The following is a 20,583-nucleotide window of genomic DNA, read 5'->3' as shown; positions in this document are numbered from 1 at the left end:
CTCATTCCTCTTTGTTGCGCCAGTCTGCTTCAGCCTCCTTTGCGGGCATGAAGCAGGCTTTTTTTATTTCATCTGATGTCTGATTATTATTTTACTGTTATTTTCGTACGGCTGAAGCCTTCCTTCGTTTTGTTGACCTCAAGGCAAGCAGGGAATGCATCCTTCAGTTCCTGCACATGGGAGATAACGCCGATCATCCTGCCCGCCTTTTGGAGATCGACGAGCGCCGCTATGGCTTTCTGCAGCGATTCCTCATCTAACGAGCCGAAGCCCTCATCAATGAACATCATCTCTATGGTCACTCCGCCAAGATGAGACTGAATAACGTCCGTCATTCCAAGCGCAAGGCACAGCGAGGCGTTAAACTTCTCGCCGCCGGATAACGTCTTCACATCGCGATTTTGCCCCGTATAGGCATCATAGACATCGAGTCCAAGGCCGCTTTGCTTTCCTCGATTTTCTAGGCGATCGCTTCTCTGCAAGGAGAATTGCCCATTCGACAGGTCGCGAAGACGGGCGTTGGCTGCATACAAAATTTGCTCCAAAAACTCGATTAGAATATAACGCTCGAACGATATTTTGAGCGCATTATCGCCCTTCAGCATTTGGAAGATGTCCATCACTTCCTCAAGCTTCGTTTCAAGGCTCTTCACCTGCTCATTCGCCCCTCTAATTAACGCGGATAAGCGCTGTGTGGCTTGCGCGGTACGAAGAGCGGTTTGTGCGGCCGCAATCATTTGCTCCAGCTGCAGCTTCAATGCGTCCAGCTGACCCTTCAGCAGCACGAGATCGACCCTCGGTTTGCCGGCAAGCTCAGCCTGCAGCTCCACAAGCTGCTGCGTCAACAATGAAACAGCGGTTCGATAAGCAGAAATATCGTTTCGAAGCAGCTCTCTTGCTTTTTCAGTCAATGCTGCTTCACGATATTGCTGAACCGTTTCAAAGCCTGCCTTCACAAGCTCCTCCATCAGCCGATGCTCGGCAAGCTGCTTATTGCTCTCCGCCTCCTCCTGCTGACGCACAGCTTGAACCGCGTATGCCTTCTGCTCAGCCAGCTTTGCGGTCATGTTTTGAAGCTGCTCCTGAACAGCTTTCCACGCAGCACTTAAACGGCTGGTGACAGCTTGCTGTTCATTCAGCTTGGCATTCAGCTTATCCGGCGAGCGCAGTGTCTCCGGAATACGCTCCAGCTCCTTCTGCATTGCCGAATGCTGCGATGCTCGCTCGATGACAAGACGCTGCATCTCCTGCTGAAGCTGCTCCTTAGCCTGAAGCTGCTTCTCAAGAAGCTGCTCCTGCTGCTCGATCTGCTGCTTGAGCTCTGGCAGCTGCTTAGCCTGGAGCGACAGCTTATCCGTTTGCTCCTTTAGGACGCGCCATTGCTGCAGCAGCTGCGCTCTTTGTTCCTCCAGCATCACTGCCTGCAAGCCGAATTCCGCCAGCTCTTTGGCGCCTTCCTCGCGATTCGCGCTTGCTGCCGCCATTTGCGCTCGTGCTTCCAGCCATTCGCGTTCCACTGCGCTCAGTTGCGCCTTCGCCTCCTGCAGCCGCTCCCGCGAAGGTACCTCGGCGGTTGTAACCGCTTTGTCGGGATGCTCCTCGCTGCCGCATACGGGACATGGCTTGCCGTCATGCAAATGGGCGGCAAGCAGCGCTGCCTGCCCCTCGATCCAGGAGGTTTCAAGCTGATCATGCTCCTGCTTGGCTTTGGCAAGCGACAACGCAAACTCCCTCTCGAGCTGGGCAATACGTGACATTTCCTTCTCTACATCTACTAAACGCTTGAGCTGCTTCCCTTGCTGCTCGATCAGGCGCAGCTTGTCCAGCATCTCGGTCAATTCAGCCGTATCCTGTTCCATTTGCTTGACCTTTAGCTGTGCGGCTTGCTTCGCATCTCGAAGCTGTGCTAGCGCAGCCTCACCCGCCTGCAGCTTGTCGCTGCAGCTTTTCTCCGTTTGAATCAGCTTGTCAATCGCAAGCTTCTGGCTTGCCAGCGTCTTCACAGTCGGCACCATCTCTGTTAGCCTGCTCAGCTCGCGCTCGGCTTCGCGCCTCTCCTCCTCGCGCTGCTCCTCTGCCGCGTAACGCTCGGCAGCTATCGCTTGCTCGCGCTCGGCCGCCAGCAGCTCGGCTTGCCTTGCTGCAAGCTGATTCCGCCTCGTAATTGCATCAGTGCTTGCCCGCTCAGCCTGCTCCATATAAGGCGCCAATTGTGCCGCCTTCTCCGCAAGGGCCAGCTGCTGCTCCTTCGCCGCATAATCAGCCTTTTGGGCTTCCTGCTGCTCCTGCTGAGCCCGCTTCCGATCATATTCCTCATGCTTGCTGTTAAGCGTAATGGCTGATCGCAGCTGCGCCTCCTGCCCTTCAAGCCTAACCGCCAGCGCTTCCTTCTGCTCCGCCGCTTGTCCTGCCAGCTCCTTATAGAACTCGAACTCATGCTCCAGCGCTTCCGTCATCTGGGTTGGACTGTATATTTCCTGCTTTAAAACGCGTGAGAGCTCGCTCTCCTCCCGCTCCGGGAGCGCCTCCTGCACTTGCTTCATATAAACATGCATCGTCGCTTTTGCTTCCTTAAGCTGATCCTGCAAGCCTCGGTTTTTCTGTTGAAAGCGGCTCTCCAGCCGTTCATATAGCTCCGTACGAAAAATACGCCGCAAAATCTCTTCCTTGTTATCCGTATCGGACGTTAGCAGCCTGCGAAATTCACCCTGCGGCAGCATGACGATCTGGCTGAACTGCTCCTTCGTTAGCCCAATAATTTGCTCGAGCTTCGCATTCACGTCGGAGAGTATAAACCGATCCACCGCCGGAATCGCCTCGCCGCTAGTCGTTTCATATAATTCGGCTTTGCCGCCCGTTTCGCTTTTGTTGCCGCCCTTGCGATGAGGCATCTGTCTAATGACCGAATAGCTTCTGCGGCCCACCGCAAAATCAAAAATGACGGCCGTATGCGTATCCTCAGCTGCAAAATGGCTGCGCAGCATACGCGGGTCCGAGCGGTCCTCGCCGCTTGCCGTTCCATAGAAAGCGAAGCAAATCGCATCGAATATTGATGTTTTTCCCGCTCCCGTATTCCCCGAAATAACGAACAAGCGGCGATCCTCCAGCAGGCTGAAATCGATCGTTTCCGTATCGCGATAGGACCCGAATGCCGTCATCGTCAGTTTAATCGGTCTCATAGCGCCCCTCCTTCCTCGCGCAGCAGCTCTGCGTACGTATCGGCAAACAACGCTTTTTTGGCATCCGTAAGCGGCTGTCCTTTGACCTCCTGATAAAAGGCGGCAAATAGCTCAACCGGATCGGCCTCTCGTCTTCCGATGCTGCTGCCCGCTTCCGCTTCGCCTTCCACGCTCAAGCTGTGCGTTTGTCGACGGTCGACATGAAGCGCATTCGGATAGATTGCACGCACCTTCTCCATCGGGAAGAGAACGGGATTGTCATTAAGAAGGGTTACGAATACATAATCCTCATTGACTGGGTGCTTCTCCAGCTCTTCTATCGAAGCTGCAACCCGGCGCATATTGCGCAGCGGCTGAAGCTCACGCTTCTCAATCGCTGCGCCGCCAGCCTCATCCAGCTCGATTACGAGATATCCTTTGACATGGTTTTCCTCAGAAATCGAATATTTGAGCGGAGATCCGGCATATCTTATCGTATTGTCTTTGACGAAATGCGCCTGATGCAAATGGCCGAGCGCCGTATAATGAAACTTCTCAAAATAAGCAGCGCTCACATGCTCGGCTCCGCCAACCGACAAGGGCCGTTCGGAGTCGCTCGTATTAAGCTCCGGTTCCCCCGTTGCCGTCACGAAGGCATGCCCAATGAACACATGTCTAGCATTTGGGTCCATGCTCGCCGTAAGCTTATCTGTAATGACGCGCATCGCATCGTCATGGGAGCGTATCGACTCCTCGCCTAGCTGGTAGCGAGCTTGAGCAGGATCAACGTATGGAACAAGATGGAAATGCACTTCCCCATATGTATCGTGCAGCACGACAGGCTTTAACCCCTGCTTCAGCTGTCCAACGAGATAAAGGCCTCTCTTTTCCATCAATTTTGTACCGAAATTAATGCGGTCGGGGCTGTCATGATTGCCTGAAATCGCCAGCACCGGCGTATTTAGATCAATGACGATACGTGCTAGCAGCTCGTCGAGCAGCTCAACCGCTTCTGTAGGCGGCACGGCACGATCATAAAGATCCCCTGCAATAATAACGGCATCCGGCCGCTCCGTTTCAATTGCTTGCAGCAGCTGCTGCAGCACATAACGCTGGTCTTCCGTCATATATACGCCTTGAACAAGCTTGCCTAAATGCCAGTCCGCGGTATGAAATAGCTTCATTCGTCCCAAACATCCCTTCCTAGCTCATCAAAAAAGCCAGCCTATCATTCTATCATTTATATTACCATTCGTGCCGGCACAACGCATCGTTTACTGCATGCACCCTGCCTCTAGCCTTGCGCTGCACGAGGAATGGCGTTAAAGTTAAAAACAGCTTTATCGTCTATCAATTGCTTCTATCATTATAATCGCTATTTTGGAGGTCAACAAACCGTGTCTCGCCTAACTTCCACTTTATCCAAAAACTACATCCTGCTGCTCATCGTCGTTTTTGGCGGTTTTCTCGTTTTTGGCTTCTCGGAAAATATTAAAGGGCCTGCTCTCCCAAGGATGCAGGCTGATTTAAAGCTTGACGAGCTGCAGGTCGGCATTCTGCTTGCCTTTAACTCTCTCGGCTATTTGCTTGCGTGCAGCTTTACCGGCTGGCTTACTCGCAAGGCAGGCATGAAGCTGACGCTCGCACTAGCCTTCGGCTCCATGGCGTTATCGGGTGTGTGCATCTATTTTGCAGCCAGCTATACGACTCTTTCTTCCGCATATTTCCTCATGTATGTCGGCAACGGGATACTCGAAATCGGTCTCGCCATACTGGCTGCTCGCATCTTCATTAAAAACACGGGCACGATGATGAATCTCGCACACTTCTTTTATGGACTGAGCTCGACCTTCGCGCCAATCATCGCTGCATCATTGATGGGAGTAGACATATTCGGCTCCGCACTCGGCTGGCGCGGGATGTATATGCTGATGCTTGCTCTTTCGATCCTGCCAATGCTTCCTGGACTGCTCGCACGGTATGCAGGCGATGAAGAAAGACATGAGAAACGCATCTCGTTGAAGGAATTTGCACGCGATAAAGTGGCTTGGCTCATCGTCGCTGTGCTGTCTTTCGGAGTGATATCGGAGCTTGCCGTTGGCGGCTGGCTCGTAAACTTTCTGGAGAAGGCCTACGGCTGGAGCGGCGATGCGTCGGCCAAAATGCTTTCTGCGTTTTTCTTCTGCTTTATGCTTGCGCGGCTTGTCCTTGGGCCTGTCACCGACAAAATCGGCTATACGAAATCACTTATCCTACTATCGTCTTTCTCCGGCCTGTGCTCGATAGCAGCGATTGTGATAGGCGAGCCGGGCGCCTTTCTATTTGCACTAGCCGGCGTCGGTATCGCACCCATCTATCCAACTGTAATGGCGCTGCTTGCTAAACGCTATCCTAACAACGCCGATACCGCCATCACGTTTACCGTCACGTTGATGGGCATTGCCAGCGTGATCGGCAACCTATTGATAGGCGCTATTACAGACTGGACGAAGCGGCTGTTTGCCGGCAGCGGAGATGCACAAGCAAGCCTCGTCGCAGGGCTGCAAGCCGGCTATTTGTTCATCGGCCTATGCGCGCTGCTCTGTGCCGCTACCTCGCTAGTGCTATTCCGCAAGCTGAGTCGTGTGAATCAAGTTTTATAGCGGCAAGAGCACCATACTAAGGCTAAAAATCATTTTCCCTATCCTAACATGAAAAAAGTGTCCTCTTAGCAGCTGCAATTGCAGCTGCTAAGAGGACACTTCTGTTAAGCGGATATGGACTGCAAGCACTCGTTCAGCTCCGTATGCCTCATGTCATGCGCTTTGGCCACCGCAGCGTGCGTCACGCAGCCAGACAGCGTATTAATGCCGCTGCGCAGTGCGGGATAAGCGTTCACCGCATCCTTAAGACCCAGATTCGCAAGCGCAAGCACATAGGGAACCGTTGCGTTCGTAAGCGCCGCAGTCGCTGTCTCCGGCACCGCTCCAGGCATATTGGCTACGGCATAATGCAGTATGCCGTGCTTCTCGAACACCGGCGCCGCATGCGTCGTAATCCGGTCTATCGTTTCAAAGATGCCGCCTTGATCAATCGCCACATCGAGAATGACCGAACCGCTTCCCATCGCCCGAACGGCATCCTCCGCAACCAGCTTCGGCGCCCGCGCGCCTGGAATAAGCACAGCTCCGATGACGAGATCTGAGGCGGCAACGGCTTCCGCAAGCTGCAGCTTCGTCGAAGCGAGCGTATGCGCCCTCCCGCCAAACCGTTCATCCAAGTAGCGCAGCCTGCCCGCGTCCGTATCGAGAATCGTAACGTCAGCGCCAAGCCCAATCGCGATTTGTGCTGCCCCAGTTCCTACTACACCGCCTCCAATGATCGCTACACGCCCTTTTCGGACGCCGGGCACGCCTCCCAGCAGCAGCCCTTTTCCGCCATTTGTCTTCTCCAGAAACTGAGCGCCGAGCTGCGCCGCCATTCTTCCGGCAATGTCGCTCATCGGCGTCAGCAGCGGCAGCTGTCCGCCGGCTAATTGCACCGTCTCATATGCAATCGCCGTTACCTTATGCCGGATTAGCGCTTCCGTCAGCTCCGGCTCGGCAGCCAGATGCAGGTACGTAAACAAATGCAGCTTTTCATGAAAATAACAAAATTCCTCCTTAAGTGGCTCCTTTACCTTCAGCACCAGCTGCTTGCTCCAAGCGTCCTCCGGGTATGGGACAACAACTGCTCCAGCCGCTTCGAATTGCTCGTCCGTTATCCCCGAGCCGGCACCCGCTCCGCTCTCCACAAACACCTGATGACCGTGCCGCATAAGCTCATGGACGCCGCCCGGTGTAATGGCGATACGGTTTTCTTGGCTTTTCATTTCTTTTGGCACTCCGATCTCCATCACGCTTCGCCTCCTTGTTTTGCTAAAAGTATCTAGACGTAATCATCTTCTTTGTATAAACTGCAATGCCCTCCTTGCCATTCGCATGCAAGTTCCCCGTAGTAGGAATCCTTCCAGCCTGCGAATGGAAAAAGGCAACCGGCGCGGGACCGACCACATCTGCCCGCATAATTTTCCAATCAATCATTTTGGAAATCTTGTATAATCGTCTAAAAGCGTTAAAATCCGAAATGGACGGTGACTGCCTATGGTGAAGACGGTGCTGCAGCTGACGGTAAAGGAAATTTTGGAGCGTCCCCTGTTTCAAAAAGCGGAAGCCTTCGCCAGCGAGGAGGCGCTGAACCGCATCGTAAAATGGGTTCATATTATGGAAGTAACCCAAGTCGGCCATCTATTAAACGGTCATGAGCTTATCCTGTGCACCGGCATCGGCTGGCATGATGATGAAGCGCTTAGCTTATTGTTTCTCCAGCAGCTTATCGACAGCGGCGCATCAGGCCTGTGCATTGAGCTTGGCCTCTACACCAAGCAGCCGTTTGATAAGATGAAGGAGCTCGCGAAGCGCGAGAGCTTTCCCCTCATTTTTTTCCACGAAGAGGTCCGTTATATCGATATTACGCAGGATCTTCACGCCCACTTCATTCACCAGCATCATCGCATGGTATCCGAACTTGAGATTTTATCTACAGAGCTTAATCAGCTGCTGCTCTCCGGCAAGGGCATGATGTCTCTTCTTCGCCTGCTTCATCAAACAACAGGCGCGCAGGTTGCCTTTTTCCCGCTAGGCGCTGAGCCGCATTTTATTCCACATATGCCAAGAGCCAAAGCCGACAGCTTCTATGAGCAATGGATTTATGGCAAAATGTTCGCCGAGCCGCAGCAGAAGCGAATGATCGCCCATCGACCGATATTAGCGCTTGACCACCTATTCGCCGATTTGCTGCTGCAAGGCAAGCTGGAGCTGAGCGAGTTTCAAATTTTAGCGTTGGATCGCGCAGCAACGGCCATTGCCCAGGAAATGATGCGTACCAAGTATATGGAGGAGCGGCGCCGCCACAAGGAGGACCTCTGGTCGGTGGATTGGCTGAGCGGCAAGCATTCGGCAAATGAGGTGCAAGACTACATTCGCTCGCTTCGGCCAGCTGCCAAGCTAACGGGCGTAACGGTTTGCCTTTTTGATTTTAGTAATCCATCCAAGACTTGGACCAATAAGGACGATGACAATCTGCTTATTCAGAAAAATATGGTCGCACGCGCTATTTTTGAAGGAGAAGGGCTCCTTCTCCTTCCTCTGCTGCTGCATGAACATATTGTATTCATCGTGCTTGACCAGCTGAGCGCCATCACATTCAAGGAGCGCCTCATGCGAGCCATCCAGAGGCTGCAAAAGACGGAGCAGCAACATGAAACGTCCTTTTTCTCATCGCATATGGGCATCGGCAGCTATATCAAGCAGTTGACGAATGTGCAGGAAAGCTACGAGACAGCCAAGGAAACGCTTGCGATCCAGAAGGATATTGGACCGCTTCCGTCCCCGTTCTACGGTGATTTGCATTTGCACAAAATCATTTACACGCTCAAAAAAGCAGATGCCCTTCCCGCTTTAATGGAAGAATATATCGGCCCTGTGGTCGCCAGCGATCAGGAGAAAAACGGCCATTTGCTGCAGACGTTAAACGTCTATTTGAAGCTGTCCGGCTCCAAGCATGAGACGGCGAAAGCGTTATTCATCGCAAGGCAGACACTCTACCATCGACTGGACAAGCTCGCTGCGCTGCTTGGAGATCATTTCATGGAGCAAGACAAACGGCTAACGATCGAGCTCGCGCTCCGGGCTTACGAATATGTGCACGGCCCAATCGATTAGGCGCTGGGAGACTGCTTGAGGAGCACATTGACAAAATATTTCCGGGCATCCGCCGTCTTCACGAGCAGCGTCGCTTGGTCCCCGCCGGGATGCTTAAACTCCAGCAAATCACCGCTTAAGCCTTCTGTAACGCCAGAAATGACATATTGCTGGTTGATATACGCATCGATTTTGTTTTTCTCTTTTGCATATTGCTCATAAGCGGACATGCCATTCGCCTCCTTCAGCGCTATCGCTTTATCTCTTCTTTTGATACGGATGCAGCTGCGTGTGCCGCAGCATACGGAGCTCGCTTCAAGTAACGTCCTGCTCCCATTGCGCCGACAAACTGCCGGTCCTGAATGACGAATTCGCCGCGCGACAGGACGCTTATCGGCTCGCCGGTCACCTGCATCCCTTCAAAGGGATTGTAATCCACGTTCATATGGTGCGTCTTCGCGGAGAGCGTACGCCCTGCTAACGGATCGAAGATGACGATATCCGCGTCGCTGCCAACGGCAATCGTCCCCTTTCGCGGGAACAAGCCGAACAGCTTCGCATTACGCGTCGATACGATATCAACGAATTGATGGAGCGTAATTCGACCTTTATTAACGCCTTCCGAATAAAAGAGAGAGAAGCGGTCCTCAATGACAGGGCCGCCATTTGGAATTTTGCTGAAATCGCCAAGACCAAGATCCTTTTGCCCGTCAAAATTAAAGGAGCAATGATCCGAGCCAAGCGTCTGCAATTGACCGCTCTTCAGCGCATTCCACAGCACCTCCTGATGGAACGCTTCGCGAAGCGGCGGCGACCATACATATTTGGCTCCTTCAAAATCCGGCTTCTCCAAATAAGACTGATCGAGCACCAAATATTGCGGGCAGGTCTCGCCCCAAATATCGACGCCTTTATTTCTTGCTTCCGCAATTTGCTGCACTGCCTCTGCGCAGGTCACATGCACAACGTACAGCCTTGCACCGGCGAGCTCAGCCAGCTTCGCCGCACGTCCGGTCGCTTCCCCTTCAATAATGGAAGGCCTTGTAAGCGCGTGATATATCGGGTCGGTATTCCCTTCCGCGAGCGCCTTCTGAATGAGAAAATCGATAACGTCGCCATTTTCGGCATGCACCATGACCATCGCGCCAAGCTCCTTGGCAGCGAGCAGCGTCCGAAACAACGTGCCGTCATCCGCTTGAAATACATTTTTGTAAGCCATGAATACCTTTAAGGACGTAATGCCCTCTTCCTTGACAATCGCCGGAAGCTCAGCCAGCACTTCATCGTTTATTTCCCCGATCATCAGATGGAAGCCGTAATCGATAACCGCTTTTCCATTCGCCTTGTTATGCCACGTCTTAATCGATTCACTCAGCGGCTTCCCCTTCGTCGTTAAGCAGAAATCGACGATTGTTGTCGTACCGCCGAATGCCGCCGCTCTTGTGCCGGTTGCAAAATCATCGGCCGTAACCGTCCCTCCAAACGGCATTTCGAGATGAGTATGCGGATCAATGCCGCCGGGAAACACATATTTGCCTGACGCATCGATTATCTCATCCGCCTCGTCGGTTAAGTCCAACCCAATTTTGGCGATGATGCCCTCCTTAATAAGCACATCGGCTGCATACGTGTCAGCCGCCGTAACGACCGTCCCATTTTTAATTAGCCTCGCCGTCATGCTACACCGCCTCCTTCGTATCGGCATCGCCATCTCCATTGCCTTTTCCTAGCGCCGCGATTGCCGCCTGCCGCTGATTCCAGCTAAGAGGCAGCTCCGTGGCGGGTACCTCGATCATCGATATCGCGCCCTCCACCGGACAGACGATGGAGCAAAGATTGCAGCCTACGCAATCCTCCTCTCGAACTTTAAGGTAAGCCGCGCCATTTTCGTCCGTATGCCGCTCAATGCACTGATGCGAGGTATCCTCGCATGCAATATGGCATTTGTTGCACACAATGCACGTCTCCTGCTCAATTCGCGCGACGACCGCATAATTCAGGTCGAGATTGCCCCAGTCCGAATAACGCTCTACCGATTTGCCAATCAGCTGATTGACGGATTTTAATCCCTTATCGTCCAAGTAATTGTTCAAGCCGTCGATCATATCCTCTACAATGCTGAAGCCATGATGCATCGCCGCCGTGCACACCTGCACCCCCGTCGCGCCCATCAGCAAAAACTCAACCGCATCGCGCCAGCTCGATATGCCGCCAATGCCGGAGATCGGAACGCCGACCAGCGGATTGCGCGCGCATTCGGCAACCATATTAAGCGCGATCGGCTTAACGGCTGGACCGCAATAGCCGCCATGCGCCCCTTTTCCGCCGACATGCGGAATCGTATTCCAGGTGTCGATATCTACGCCCGCAAGCGAATTGATCGTATTGATGAGCGATATCGCATCCGCTCCGCCGCGGACAGCGGCTTTGGCTGTTGCCGTGATGTCGGTAATATTCGGCGTAAGCTTGACGATGACCGGCGTTCGCGCAACCTCCTTGACCCACATCGTCTGCATCTCGACCAGATCCGGCTGCTGTCCCGACGCTGCCCCCATTCCCCGTTCGGCCATGCCGTGCGGACAGCCGAAGTTCAGCTCCAGCCCGTCTACGCCGATATCCTCGACCTTTTTCACAATTTCATGCCATTTCTCGCGCCTTGGCTCGACCATCAGCGAAACGACGACCGCATGGCCGGGAAACCTTTTTTTCGTTTCATAAATTTCCTTCAGGTTGATCTCAAGCGGTCGATCGGATATCAGCTCGATATTGTTGAAGCCCGCCACGCGCTGTCCGTTGAAATGAACAGCGGCAAAACGGGATGACGTGTTGATGATCGGATCGCCAAGCGTCTTCCATACAGCCCCGCCCCAGCCCGCTTCAAATGCACGCTGCACCTGGTAGCCGGTATTCGTTGGCGGCGCGGATGCGAGCCAGAATGGATTTGGCGAAGATATGCCTGCCAATTGAATCCTTAGATCAGCCATAACGTTCCCTCCTCGCGATTAGCGTATTGAAAATGGAAAAGGCGGCCAGCTTCCCTTGCTGCGCTGCGGATACGACCATCGCCTCGCCTTGCCCTTCGCCAAAAATAACGTCTCCTGCCGCATAAATACGGGAATTGGAGGTCTGATACGTCTCGGTATTCACCGTTACGATGCCGCGCTTATGGTCGACGCCAAGCTGCTCGATCAAAGGCATGTACCGCGTCTGCCCAATCGCCTTAATGACCGCATCCACCTCTAGCTCGAAGGTTGCGCCTTCTACGGGAACCGGCCTTTTCCTGCCGCCAACGACTGCTGCTTCAAGCCTCATCTCCATGCATTCGAGCGCTTTGACATTGCCGTCCGCATCACCGATAATTTTGCTTGGCGCGCTCAGCCAAACAAACTCCACGCCATCCTGCTTCGCGAATTCAAACTCAAAATCGTAAGCGGTCATTTCCTCTCTCGTCCTGCGGTAGACCATCTTCACGTTTGCCGCTCCGAGTCTCACCGAACAGGTTGCGGCGTCAATTGCGGTATTGCCCGCTCCGATGACGGCAATGCGCTTGCCGATGAAAGCAGTCGAAAGCTCCGATTTGGTCGCTTCCACAAAATCGATCGCATCGTATACGCCTGTTAAATGCTCGCCCTCGATGCCGAGATCCGGCACCTTAGACATGCCGATCGCCAGCACAATCGCATCATACTGCTCAAGCAGGTCATTCACTTGGACATCAACGCCAACCCTCGTATTCGTCCGGATGTCGACGCCCAAATTCCTCACCTGCTCGACTTCCCAAAGCGATATGCTTTGCGGCAAACGGAACGATACGATGCCATACGTATCGAGCCCTCCTGCCTGCTCCTTCGCTTCGAATATGGTGACGGCGAAGCCAAATCTCGCAAGCTCGCGCGCTGCGGACAGGCCGGCTGGACCGCCGCCGATTATCGCGACAGACTTGCCGTTGCTTTGACCGGCCTTGAAAAGGCTTTGCTCGTTCTTGATCGCCCAATCCGTCGCATAGCGCTGCAGATTCCCGATCATGATCGGCTTGGACGAGCGATTCAACACGCAAGCGCCCTCGCACAGCTCCTCCGTTGGGCAAACTCTCGAGCAGGTAGCGCCAACCGGATTCGCCTCCATAATGGCGCGCGCCGACCCTTTCATATTGCCGGATGCGATTTTTTTAATAAAAGAAGGGATGTTGATGCCGGTCGGGCATGCCTGGATGCAAGGCGCATCGTAGCAGTACAGACATCGATTTGATTCCTCAATCGCTTCCTTCGGGCGCATCCCCGCCTTCGCCTCGGCAAAATTGCGCCTTAGCGAATCAACCGGAATAAACGCCGCATTGACCGTCATGCTCATGTCCATACCCTCCTTATAGGCTCACGATTTTGTCATACGTCTCCGGCCTGCGGTCGCGGTAAAATTGCCATACGTCCCTCACCTCGCGAATGAGCTCCTTATCCATCTCGCCAATGATGACCTCGTCTTGATCCCTGCTGCCGATGGCAACGATAGACCCGCGCGGATCGACCAAATACGATTGCCCGTAGAACTCGCCCATATTCCAAGGCGCTTCTATTCCGACCCGGTTGATCGCTGCTACGTAATAACCGTTTGCCACCGCATGCGCCGGCTGCTCCAGCTTCCACAAATACTCCGATGTGCCTGCAACCGTAGCGGAAGGGTTGAACACGATCTCAGCACCGTTTAATCCAAGCGCTCGCGCGCCTTCCGGAAAGTGCCGATCATAACAGATGTATACGCCAACCTTGGCAAAAGCCGTGTCAAAGACGGGATAACCCATATTGCCCGGCTTAAAATAATACTTCTCCCAGAAGCCGCTCGTGCCCTCGCCAGCCGCTACATGCGGAATATGATGCTTGCGGTACTTCCCGAGGTATGCGCCGTCCGCATCAATAACAGCTGCCGTGTTGTAATAGGTGGCGATCCCTTCCCGCTCATAGATCGGAAGAACGATGACGACGCCAAGCTCCTTTGCCAGCTCTTGAAACAGCTTCGTTGTTAGCCCGTTTGGCACTTCCTCCGCAGCCGCATACCACTTCGTCTTCTGCTCGGAGCAGAAATAAGGCCCATAAAAGATTTCCTGCAACGAAATCATTTGAGCGCCCTTAGCCGCTGCCTCGCGAATAAGCCCAATATGCTTCTCAATGGCTAGGCGCTTATGGGCTTCTACCGGCTCGTCGCCGTGCAAATCATTTGAGGCTTGGATCAAGCCAATCCTGACGATTGTCAACTTCCCTCCTCCCCTTTCTGCAAGCTCATTTGTCTAGCTGTTCGGTAAAGCAGCTCCACGCCAAGCTCGATATCCTCGGGTGTGGCGTACTCTTTCGGATTGTGGCTGATCCCATCCTTGCAGCGGACAAAAATCATGCCATAATCGCATACATAGGACATCGTAAGCGAATCATGAAAGGGACCGCTCATTAGCTCTGGCGGCGCGAGTCCCATCTCCGATGCCTGCTCCCGCATAATCGCTCTCAGCTCGCTCGCGCAATAGCGCGGATCGCTCCTCGTATCCTCGCGAATCGTATACGTTAAGCCATGGTCGAGACATGCACCGTTTATGAGCGCGAGCAGCTGCTCCTCCAGCGCGTTTCTCCGGGCGAGATCGATATCCCGGAAATCGACCGTGAAGCTCACCTTCTCTGGAATAATGTTCCGGGAGTCCGGAAACACCGACAAAGAGCCAACCGTACCGACCGTTGGCGCCCCTTCCTCCTGGGATGCCAATTCATTAAGACCGACGATGACCTTCGCACAGCCGACCAGCGCATCCTGACGCATCGGCATCGGAACGGAGCCTGCATGCCCTGCGAAGCCTGTCATTTCAACCGTCCACCAGACGGGTCCTGATATGCCGCTGACGATGCCGATTGGCTCGCCCTGCGCTTCGAGCACCGGGCCTTGCTCAATATGCAGCTCCAAAAATGCGCCAATCCGTCCTTCTTGGAACGTATAGCTATCGAACGCAGCAGGATCGCATCCAAATTCCAGCAGCGCTTCCCTGCGTGTGATCCCGTTCTTATCCGTCCTCTCCAGCTCGCCTTCCTCAAGCTTCCCCGTCATCCCACGGACGCCGAATAATCCTTTATTGAACCTGCAGCCCTCTTCATCGCAAAAAGCGACAACCTCGATATTGCTGGCTGGCCGAAAGCCCGCTTCAACCATCGTCTGAACCGCCTCAATTGCTCCCAGCACGCCAATAACGCCGTCATACCTTCCGCCATATGGCTGCGAGTCAATATGAGAGCCAAGCATTAAGACCGGCGCAGCGGAATCCATTCCTGACAGCACGCCTATCAAATTGCCGAACGGATCAATGCGGGTCTCCATTCCCGCTTCAATCATCCAGCTCCGTGCAAGCTCCACGCCTGCCAGGTCTTCCTTCGACAGCGCTAGGCGGCATACGCCCGTATCTCCGATTTTCCCGATTTGCGCCAGCTCAGAAATGCGTTCATGCAGCCGCTTGGCATTAATGCCTGCTGCCGTTGTCTCCTTCATCGTCTTCTGCTCCTCTCATCAGTTCCCGAAAACCTCCAGCAGCGTCTCGGCAATGAACACGATTTCATCATCCGTCGTCGATAGAGGAGGACTAATCGTCAAAATATTCATAAAGCCCGGTACCGTATCGCCATTTTTGCCAATGAGAAGGCCCTTTTGCTTGCAGCCTGATAAAATAGACGTTACTCTCGCCGCAGAAGCCGGCTCCTTCGTCTTCTTATCCTCCACCAGCTCAATGCCGATCGCCGAGCCAAATATTCTTATTTCACCTACATTCGGATGCGCCTTAAGCGAATGGATCCGATTTAGAAGCTCTTTGCCAATATAGGCTGAGCGGCTTACCAGGTTTTCCCGCTCTAGTATTTCAATATTTTTCAGCGCCACCGCGCAGGAAACCGGGTTCCCGCCGAAGGTGTTCACATGCCGGAAGTGGCTATCCGGGCCGCTCTCTTTGAAGCTCTCGTACATTTCAGCCGATACGGCCGTTGCCGATAATGGGGAATAAGCGCTGGTCATCCCTTTCGCCATCGTCACAATATCCGGACGGACACCGAAGTTGAGATGACCGAATTTCTCACCTGAACGGCCGAAGCCGCAAATGACCTCGTCGACGATGAGCAGCACGTCATGCTTATCGCAAATCGCGCGCAGCTTCGCCAAATAATCCTGCGGAGGCACGATCATCCCGCCGCCCGTTATGACCGGCTCGACGATAATGCCGGCGACCGAATCCGGCCCCTCCCATATGATCGCATCCTCGTAGGCTTTGGCGCATTGCGTCTCGCAGGCACCCTTCGTTTGGCCAAAGGGACAACGGTAGCAATAAGGGGGAGGCACATGGGTGAAGCCGACGCCAAGCGGCTCGTACTTTAGCTTGCGCTGCGCTTGCCCCGTTGCGCCTAGCGCGCCCATGGAATTGCCGTGATAAGCGCGGTGACGCGAAATAAACTTATGCTTGGAAGGCTTTCCCCGCTGATGGTGATATTGGCGGCCGATTTTGAAAGCAACCTCATTCGCATCCGAGCCCGAGTTCGAGAAGAAGATGCGGTACTCGCCCTCCAGCCATTCATTCAGCTTGGCGGCCAGCTCTATCGCAGGGACATGCGACTGAATGAGCGTGGAATAGGCAATCTTTTTCATTTGTTCGGCTGCCGCATCGGCTATTTCCGCTCGTCCGTGACCCACATTGACACACCATAAGCCTGACATGCCGTCCAAATAACGATTGCCGTCCATATCGGTAATCCAGCTGCCTTCTCCCGATACGATAACCATCGGATTGTCATTATGGGGAGAAATATGATGCCATAAATATTTGCGGTCCTTCTCAAGCAGCTCTTCCTTCGCTTCCGTATTCATTGCTGCCTCGTTTACGCCCATAGACTGCTTCTCCTCCTTCGCGACTGCCGCTCATATAGTCGTAATGACCGCGGATGAGACCATCCGCGATCGTTATAGACTAGCGTATGCGCCTACTTGGCCGCATCTTCCAAAATTGTTTTGTCGACAGCCGCCGCCAGGTCAGGCGCCTTCTTAATCAGCTCGTATTTGAGCGCAATATCGACGGTCCGCTGCACCGCGTCATCGACAAACGACCCTACCTGCGCCTCCGAGAACCCTTCCGGCTTCACAAGCTTCGCCATCTCCATCAGCATCGTCGTCTGATGCTCCTTCGTCGTGCTTCCCTCCGTTACGGCGCTCATAACGATATCGACCGATTCCGCTTGATTCGCAATCGCGTAATTCCAGCCCTTCATCGTCGCTTTGATCGCTTTGACAGCCAGCTCGCGGTTGCCTTTTAGCCACTCGTCCTTCACGATCAGCGTATCCTCCAGCATCCCGACGCCGGCATCCTCGAAATCATAAACATATAAATCTTCTTCCTTCACGCCGCTTTCAAGCACGACATGGTATTCGTTATAAATGGTAGAGACGGCAACATCCAGCTGTTTATTAAAAAATTGGTCCATCGTGAAGCCTTGCTTCACCAGCTCAACGTCCTTCTTTGGATCAAGCCCGTTTTTCTCCATGAACGCAAGCACTTGGAATTGCTGGCTGCCCGTCCACATGCCGACCTTTTTGCCCTTCATCTTCGCCGGCTCGTCAATGCCGGACTCCTTGCTTGCTACGAAGCGATAAGAGCTTTTTTGGAGCACCTGCGCGACCGATACGAGCGGCAGCCCGTTATCGCGGTTCACCAGCAGGCTGTCGAAGCTCGTAACGCCTATATCTGCAGCGCCATTGACGACCTGCTGCTCGATCACGACGTCCGGACCGCCCGGTATAATCTCGACATCCAGCCCCTCCTCCTCGTAGAAGCCCTTTGCCTTCGCGACAAAAATACCGGCAAACTGCGCTTGGGGCACCCACTTCAGCTGGATTTTCACTTTTTTGAGCGGTTCAGCGGCAGGCTTCTCCGTCGCAGACGATTCGTTTGTGGCAGATGCCGGCTCATTTGTTGCCGAAGCAGGCTCATTCGCATTGTTGCCGCAAGCAGCAACGGAAAGCAGCAAAATCGCGAGCATTGCGGTAAAAACGGGTTGCAGCATACGGCTTTTCCTTGTCATGCAGACCATTCCTCTCCATTTTCAATTCTCTATATTTAAATAAGCTGCTTTCAGCCCGTGATGCCGCGTCATAGTCGAGCAAGCTTTTCCGGCTACCTCTGCCGCTTTCGCTGTGCTGCATGCCATGGAATAACAAGCCGTTCCACGAGCTGAACGAGATAGTACAACACAATGCCGAGCACTGCCGCAATGACGATGCAGGACCAAGCAAGCGGCATGTTCGCAAGCTTGATTTGGTCGGAGAGCAAATATCCAAGACCGCGGGACGATATAAAAAACTCCCCAACGATCGCTCCGATAATGCTCGTAGACATATTGATTTTCAAAGCGGTAAATAGATGCGGAAGCGCAGCCCGAAGGCGAAGCTTCATAAAGACCTGCAGCTTTCCGGCTGCATAGGCATGCATAAGCTCTATGGACGTCGGATCGATCGACCGCAGCCCTTTGAAGGCGGCAACGGCCATCGTCGCCATGGTCATGATAGACACGATCGCCATTTTGGAGGCAACGCCATCCCCGAACCAATTATTCATCACGGGCGCCAGCGCAACGATGGGCACGGCGTTTAGGGAAGCCATAAGCGTAATGCCACCTCTTCCGAGCCTTGGAAACCATGAGGCGGCGGCCGCAGCAAGGAAACCTAGCAGCGATCCGATCAGGCAGCCGCCCAGCATCTCGTTTCCCGTATACATGGAATAGCTCCACAGCACGTCAATATTTTCCTGAATGGAAGCCGCAATCGATGAAGGAATCGGGAGCTGGTATTGCTCTAGCGAAAACAGCCGATGAAAGCCTTCAAGCTGCCAAACGACGAGAAATAGCACGCCAAGCCCGAGCGGCAGCAAATAAGAGGGACGCTTGCGATTAAAGCTTGTTTTCATTTTGAAAGTCGAAGGCTTGGAAGGAAGGCTGTCAACGGAGCGAGGCGCAAGCAATTCCTTCATTCTTCATCCCTCCCCTTCGCTCGAAACTCCGGCTGCCATGGCGTCAACCACCTCTCCAGCATGCTGATGATTAGAAACAAGCTCAGGCCGATTGCCATACTGACGAGAACCGTTGACCAGAACATATAGACCTGCGACGTGCCGTAATACAGCGAGCTGACCATTAGAACGCCGATTCCGTCCGGCGCTCCCATTAGCTCTACGATGATCGACGCCGTTATCGCAAGCGGTGCGGATAGCTTTAGGCCCGCAAAAACGCCTGGCAGTGCAGCTATCAGCTTCAGCTTCATATATAAGGTCCATGTGGAAGCGGCGTAGGCATGCATCAGCTCAAGCTGCTCGGATTTTATGCTTTGCAGCCCCCGCAGTGCTTGAATCGTAACCGGGAAAAAGGTGACATAGCCTGCCATCAGAATCCGTGACAGTGCTGCATCATGAATAATGCCGTAAATAATGGGTGCAAGACCGATGATCGGAATCATTTGCGAAGCTACCATATATGGTGACAACGTGTGTTCAACAGTTCGTGACAGGCTCATGAGAATGGCAAGAAGGAAGCCGATTGCCGAGCCAATTAGGAAGCCGGTAATGGAATTGCCGAATGTAATCGCACCCTGCTCCAGCAAGGTTGGAAAATGTTCGATTAGATTGCCGATGACAAGATGCAGGTATGGCAGCTTAGAGGCGGGATTAATGATAGGGGCTACATTCGCAATGAACCATGCCGAAGCCTCCCATAATAGGAGAACCATTGCCGCCCATAATGCAATCGCGGCGCCTTGGCCATAGCTTTTAAACCTTCTGCTCATCAAGGAAGCCACTCTCCTCGTAAAAGCAATTTCTAACCTTGCGCGTCATTTCGTGGAAGCGCTCCGTTTCGCGAAAATGAATGGAATCGCCCTCCTCTCTCGCGATATCCATAATGGAATGGACCCTTCCAGGATGCGCGGAGAGCATGATGACGCGATTCGACAGAAATACGGCTTCAGGGATGCTGTGCGTAACGAACACGATCGTTTTGTTCGTTTTATGCTTAATGTCCAGCAGCTCCAGCTGCAGTTTCTCCTTCGTAAATTCATCGAGCGCGGAGAAGGGCTCATCCATAAATAAAATAGGCGGGTCTAAGGAAAGCGCTCGCGCAATGGCTACTCGCTGCTGCATGCCGCCGCTTAACTGCCAAGGGTAGTAATTTTTGAAGGCGGAGAGCCCAACCATTTCGATAAGCTGCTCCGTTAGTGCATGGCTTTGCGACTTTTTTTGCCCGAGCACTTCAAGCGGAAGCTCAATATTTTCTTTAACCGTTCTCCATTCGAACAAGGTGGGATTTTGAAAGACGATGCCGAACTTTCGGCGGAGGCGAACTTCACGAGGATGCTCATTTTGAATCGTAATGCGGCCATCGGTTGGCTCAAGCAAATCGGCCATTAAACGAAGCAGCGTGGACTTTCCGCAGCCGGAGGGGCCGAGGAGCGAAACGAACTCATTTTGATAGATTTTGAAGCTGACCTGTTCAAGCGCGGTAACCTCATGACCTTTTTTGCCAAAATGCATGGAGACTTGATCGACAATGATTTCGGCCTGTTTAGCAGCTTCGGATAGATCCATGAAATCCCTCCTCGTCGTTTACGGCACTTTTCATGTTAGGTATGAGATATGTTCGGTTGAATATATGTCATATTAT

The 20,583-nt window shown here is 53.4% G+C and carries 16 protein-coding genes; 2 read left to right on the top strand and 14 right to left on the bottom strand.

The features are described 5' to 3' along the window. Positions 1 to 86: 86 nt before the first annotated feature. A complete protein-coding gene (locus HI950_RS13505; protein ID WP_169085397.1) occupies positions 87 to 3,179 on the bottom strand; it encodes an AAA family ATPase in 3,093 nt (1,030 codons plus the stop codon). Then, positions 3,176 to 4,342: an exonuclease SbcCD subunit D gene (locus HI950_RS13500; protein WP_169085399.1), complete on the bottom strand. Its 1,167-nt coding sequence runs from the start codon at positions 4,340 to 4,342 to the stop codon at positions 3,176 to 3,178. The genes HI950_RS13505 and HI950_RS13500 overlap by 4 nt, the downstream gene beginning before the upstream one ends. A 213-nt stretch (positions 4,343 to 4,555) precedes the next feature. On the opposite strand from HI950_RS13500, the gene HI950_RS13495 reads away from it, so the two are divergent. Further along, positions 4,556 to 5,800, top strand: a complete 1,245-nt coding sequence (locus HI950_RS13495) for an MFS transporter (RefSeq protein WP_317618354.1) — start codon at positions 4,556 to 4,558, stop codon at positions 5,798 to 5,800. Positions 5,801 to 5,904: 104 nt separating this feature from the next. On the opposite strand, the gene ald is transcribed toward HI950_RS13495, so the two are convergent. Beyond that, positions 5,905 to 7,032 (bottom strand): alanine dehydrogenase, encoded by a 1,128-nt coding sequence (gene ald / locus HI950_RS13490; protein WP_169085537.1) that lies wholly within the window; start codon positions 7,030 to 7,032, stop codon positions 5,905 to 5,907. A 247-nt stretch (positions 7,033 to 7,279) separates the two neighbouring features. On the opposite strand from ald, the gene HI950_RS13485 reads away from it, so the two are divergent. Next, complete coding sequence (locus HI950_RS13485) at positions 7,280 to 8,899, top strand: PucR family transcriptional regulator (protein WP_169085403.1); 1,620 nt, start codon at positions 7,280 to 7,282, stop codon at positions 8,897 to 8,899. Here the strand turns inward: HI950_RS13485 and HI950_RS13480 are convergent. The 11 genes from HI950_RS13480 to HI950_RS13430 form a co-directional block, all read right to left on the bottom strand. Beyond that, positions 8,896 to 9,108, bottom strand: a complete 213-nt coding sequence (locus HI950_RS13480; RefSeq protein ID WP_169085405.1) for a hypothetical protein — start codon at positions 9,106 to 9,108, stop codon at positions 8,896 to 8,898. The genes HI950_RS13485 and HI950_RS13480 overlap by 4 nt on opposite strands. Positions 9,109 to 9,128: 20 nt before the next feature. After that, entirely contained in the window at positions 9,129 to 10,556 is a 1,428-nt protein-coding gene (hydA, locus tag HI950_RS13475) for a dihydropyrimidinase (RefSeq protein WP_169085407.1), read from the bottom strand. A gap of 1 nt (position 10,557) precedes the next feature. Then, positions 10,558 to 11,862, bottom strand: a complete 1,305-nt coding sequence (preA, locus tag HI950_RS13470; protein ID WP_169085409.1) for an NAD-dependent dihydropyrimidine dehydrogenase subunit PreA — start codon at positions 11,860 to 11,862, stop codon at positions 10,558 to 10,560. After that, positions 11,855 to 13,222 (bottom strand): NAD(P)-dependent oxidoreductase, encoded by a 1,368-nt coding sequence (locus HI950_RS13465; protein ID WP_169085539.1) that lies wholly within the window; start codon positions 13,220 to 13,222, stop codon positions 11,855 to 11,857. The genes preA and HI950_RS13465 overlap by 8 nt, the downstream gene beginning before the upstream one ends. 19 nt (positions 13,223 to 13,241) lie before the next feature. Next, on the bottom strand, positions 13,242 to 14,123 hold the full coding sequence (locus tag HI950_RS13460) for a nitrilase-related carbon-nitrogen hydrolase (protein WP_169085411.1): 882 nt from the start codon (positions 14,121 to 14,123) through the stop codon (positions 13,242 to 13,244). Further along, entirely contained in the window at positions 14,120 to 15,391 is a 1,272-nt protein-coding gene (locus HI950_RS13455; protein ID WP_169085413.1) for a M20 family metallo-hydrolase, read from the bottom strand. The genes HI950_RS13460 and HI950_RS13455 overlap by 4 nt, the downstream gene beginning before the upstream one ends. Positions 15,392 to 15,409: 18 nt before the next feature. Next, on the bottom strand, positions 15,410 to 16,771 hold the full coding sequence (locus tag HI950_RS13450) for an aspartate aminotransferase family protein (RefSeq protein WP_317618353.1): 1,362 nt from the start codon (positions 16,769 to 16,771) through the stop codon (positions 15,410 to 15,412). Between the two features lie 92 nt (positions 16,772 to 16,863). Further along, positions 16,864 to 17,958: an ABC transporter substrate-binding protein gene (locus tag HI950_RS13445; protein ID WP_169085415.1), complete on the bottom strand. Its 1,095-nt coding sequence runs from the start codon at positions 17,956 to 17,958 to the stop codon at positions 16,864 to 16,866. A 92-nt stretch (positions 17,959 to 18,050) separates the two neighbouring features. After that, complete coding sequence (locus tag HI950_RS13440; RefSeq protein WP_169085417.1) at positions 18,051 to 18,902, bottom strand: ABC transporter permease; 852 nt, start codon at positions 18,900 to 18,902, stop codon at positions 18,051 to 18,053. Continuing rightward, positions 18,899 to 19,711: an ABC transporter permease gene (locus tag HI950_RS13435; protein ID WP_169085419.1), complete on the bottom strand. Its 813-nt coding sequence runs from the start codon at positions 19,709 to 19,711 to the stop codon at positions 18,899 to 18,901. The genes HI950_RS13440 and HI950_RS13435 overlap by 4 nt, the downstream gene beginning before the upstream one ends. Continuing rightward, entirely contained in the window at positions 19,695 to 20,507 is an 813-nt protein-coding gene (locus HI950_RS13430) for an ABC transporter ATP-binding protein (protein ID WP_187768086.1), read from the bottom strand. The genes HI950_RS13435 and HI950_RS13430 overlap by 17 nt, the downstream gene beginning before the upstream one ends. Positions 20,508 to 20,583: the final 76 nt, after the last annotated feature.

The organism is Paenibacillus sp. PL91 (genome assembly GCF_012935325.2).
GTDB lineage: Bacteria > Bacillota > Bacilli > Paenibacillales > Paenibacillaceae > Pristimantibacillus.
The sequence above is the reverse complement of the archived record's forward strand: the minus strand, read 5'-3'. Positions and strand labels throughout refer to the sequence as shown.

Bases quoted from the DNA above. Each gene is read 5' to 3' on its own strand.
- hydA (WP_169085407.1), bottom strand. From the start codon at position 10,556: ATGACGGCGAGGCTAATTAAAAATGGGACGGTCGTTACGGCGGCTGAC.
- HI950_RS13455 (WP_169085413.1), bottom strand. From the start codon at position 15,391: ATGAAGGAGACAACGGCAGCAGGCATTAATGCCAAGCGGCTGCATGAA.
- HI950_RS13480 (WP_169085405.1), bottom strand. From the start codon at position 9,108: ATGTCCGCTTATGAGCAATATGCAAAAGAGAAAAACAAAATCGATGCG.
- HI950_RS13430 (WP_187768086.1), bottom strand. From the start codon at position 20,507: ATGGATCTATCCGAAGCTGCTAAACAGGCCGAAATCATTGTCGATCAA.
- preA (WP_169085409.1), bottom strand. From the start codon at position 11,862: ATGGCTGATCTAAGGATTCAATTGGCAGGCATATCTTCGCCAAATCCA.
- HI950_RS13485 (WP_169085403.1), top strand. From the start codon at position 7,280: ATGGTGAAGACGGTGCTGCAGCTGACGGTAAAGGAAATTTTGGAGCGT.
- HI950_RS13435 (WP_169085419.1), bottom strand. From the start codon at position 19,711: ATGAGCAGAAGGTTTAAAAGCTATGGCCAAGGCGCCGCGATTGCATTA.
- HI950_RS13440 (WP_169085417.1), bottom strand. From the start codon at position 18,902: ATGAAGGAATTGCTTGCGCCTCGCTCCGTTGACAGCCTTCCTTCCAAG.
- ald (WP_169085537.1), bottom strand. From the start codon at position 7,032: ATGGAGATCGGAGTGCCAAAAGAAATGAAAAGCCAAGAAAACCGTATC.
- HI950_RS13505 (WP_169085397.1), bottom strand. From the start codon at position 3,179: ATGAGACCGATTAAACTGACGATGACGGCATTCGGGTCCTATCGCGAT.
- HI950_RS13500 (WP_169085399.1), bottom strand. From the start codon at position 4,342: ATGAAGCTATTTCATACCGCGGACTGGCATTTAGGCAAGCTTGTTCAA.
- HI950_RS13445 (WP_169085415.1), bottom strand. From the start codon at position 17,958: ATGACAAGGAAAAGCCGTATGCTGCAACCCGTTTTTACCGCAATGCTC.
- HI950_RS13465 (WP_169085539.1), bottom strand. From the start codon at position 13,222: ATGACGGTCAATGCGGCGTTTATTCCGGTTGATTCGCTAAGGCGCAAT.
- HI950_RS13450 (WP_317618353.1), bottom strand. From the start codon at position 16,771: ATGGGCGTAAACGAGGCAGCAATGAATACGGAAGCGAAGGAAGAGCTG.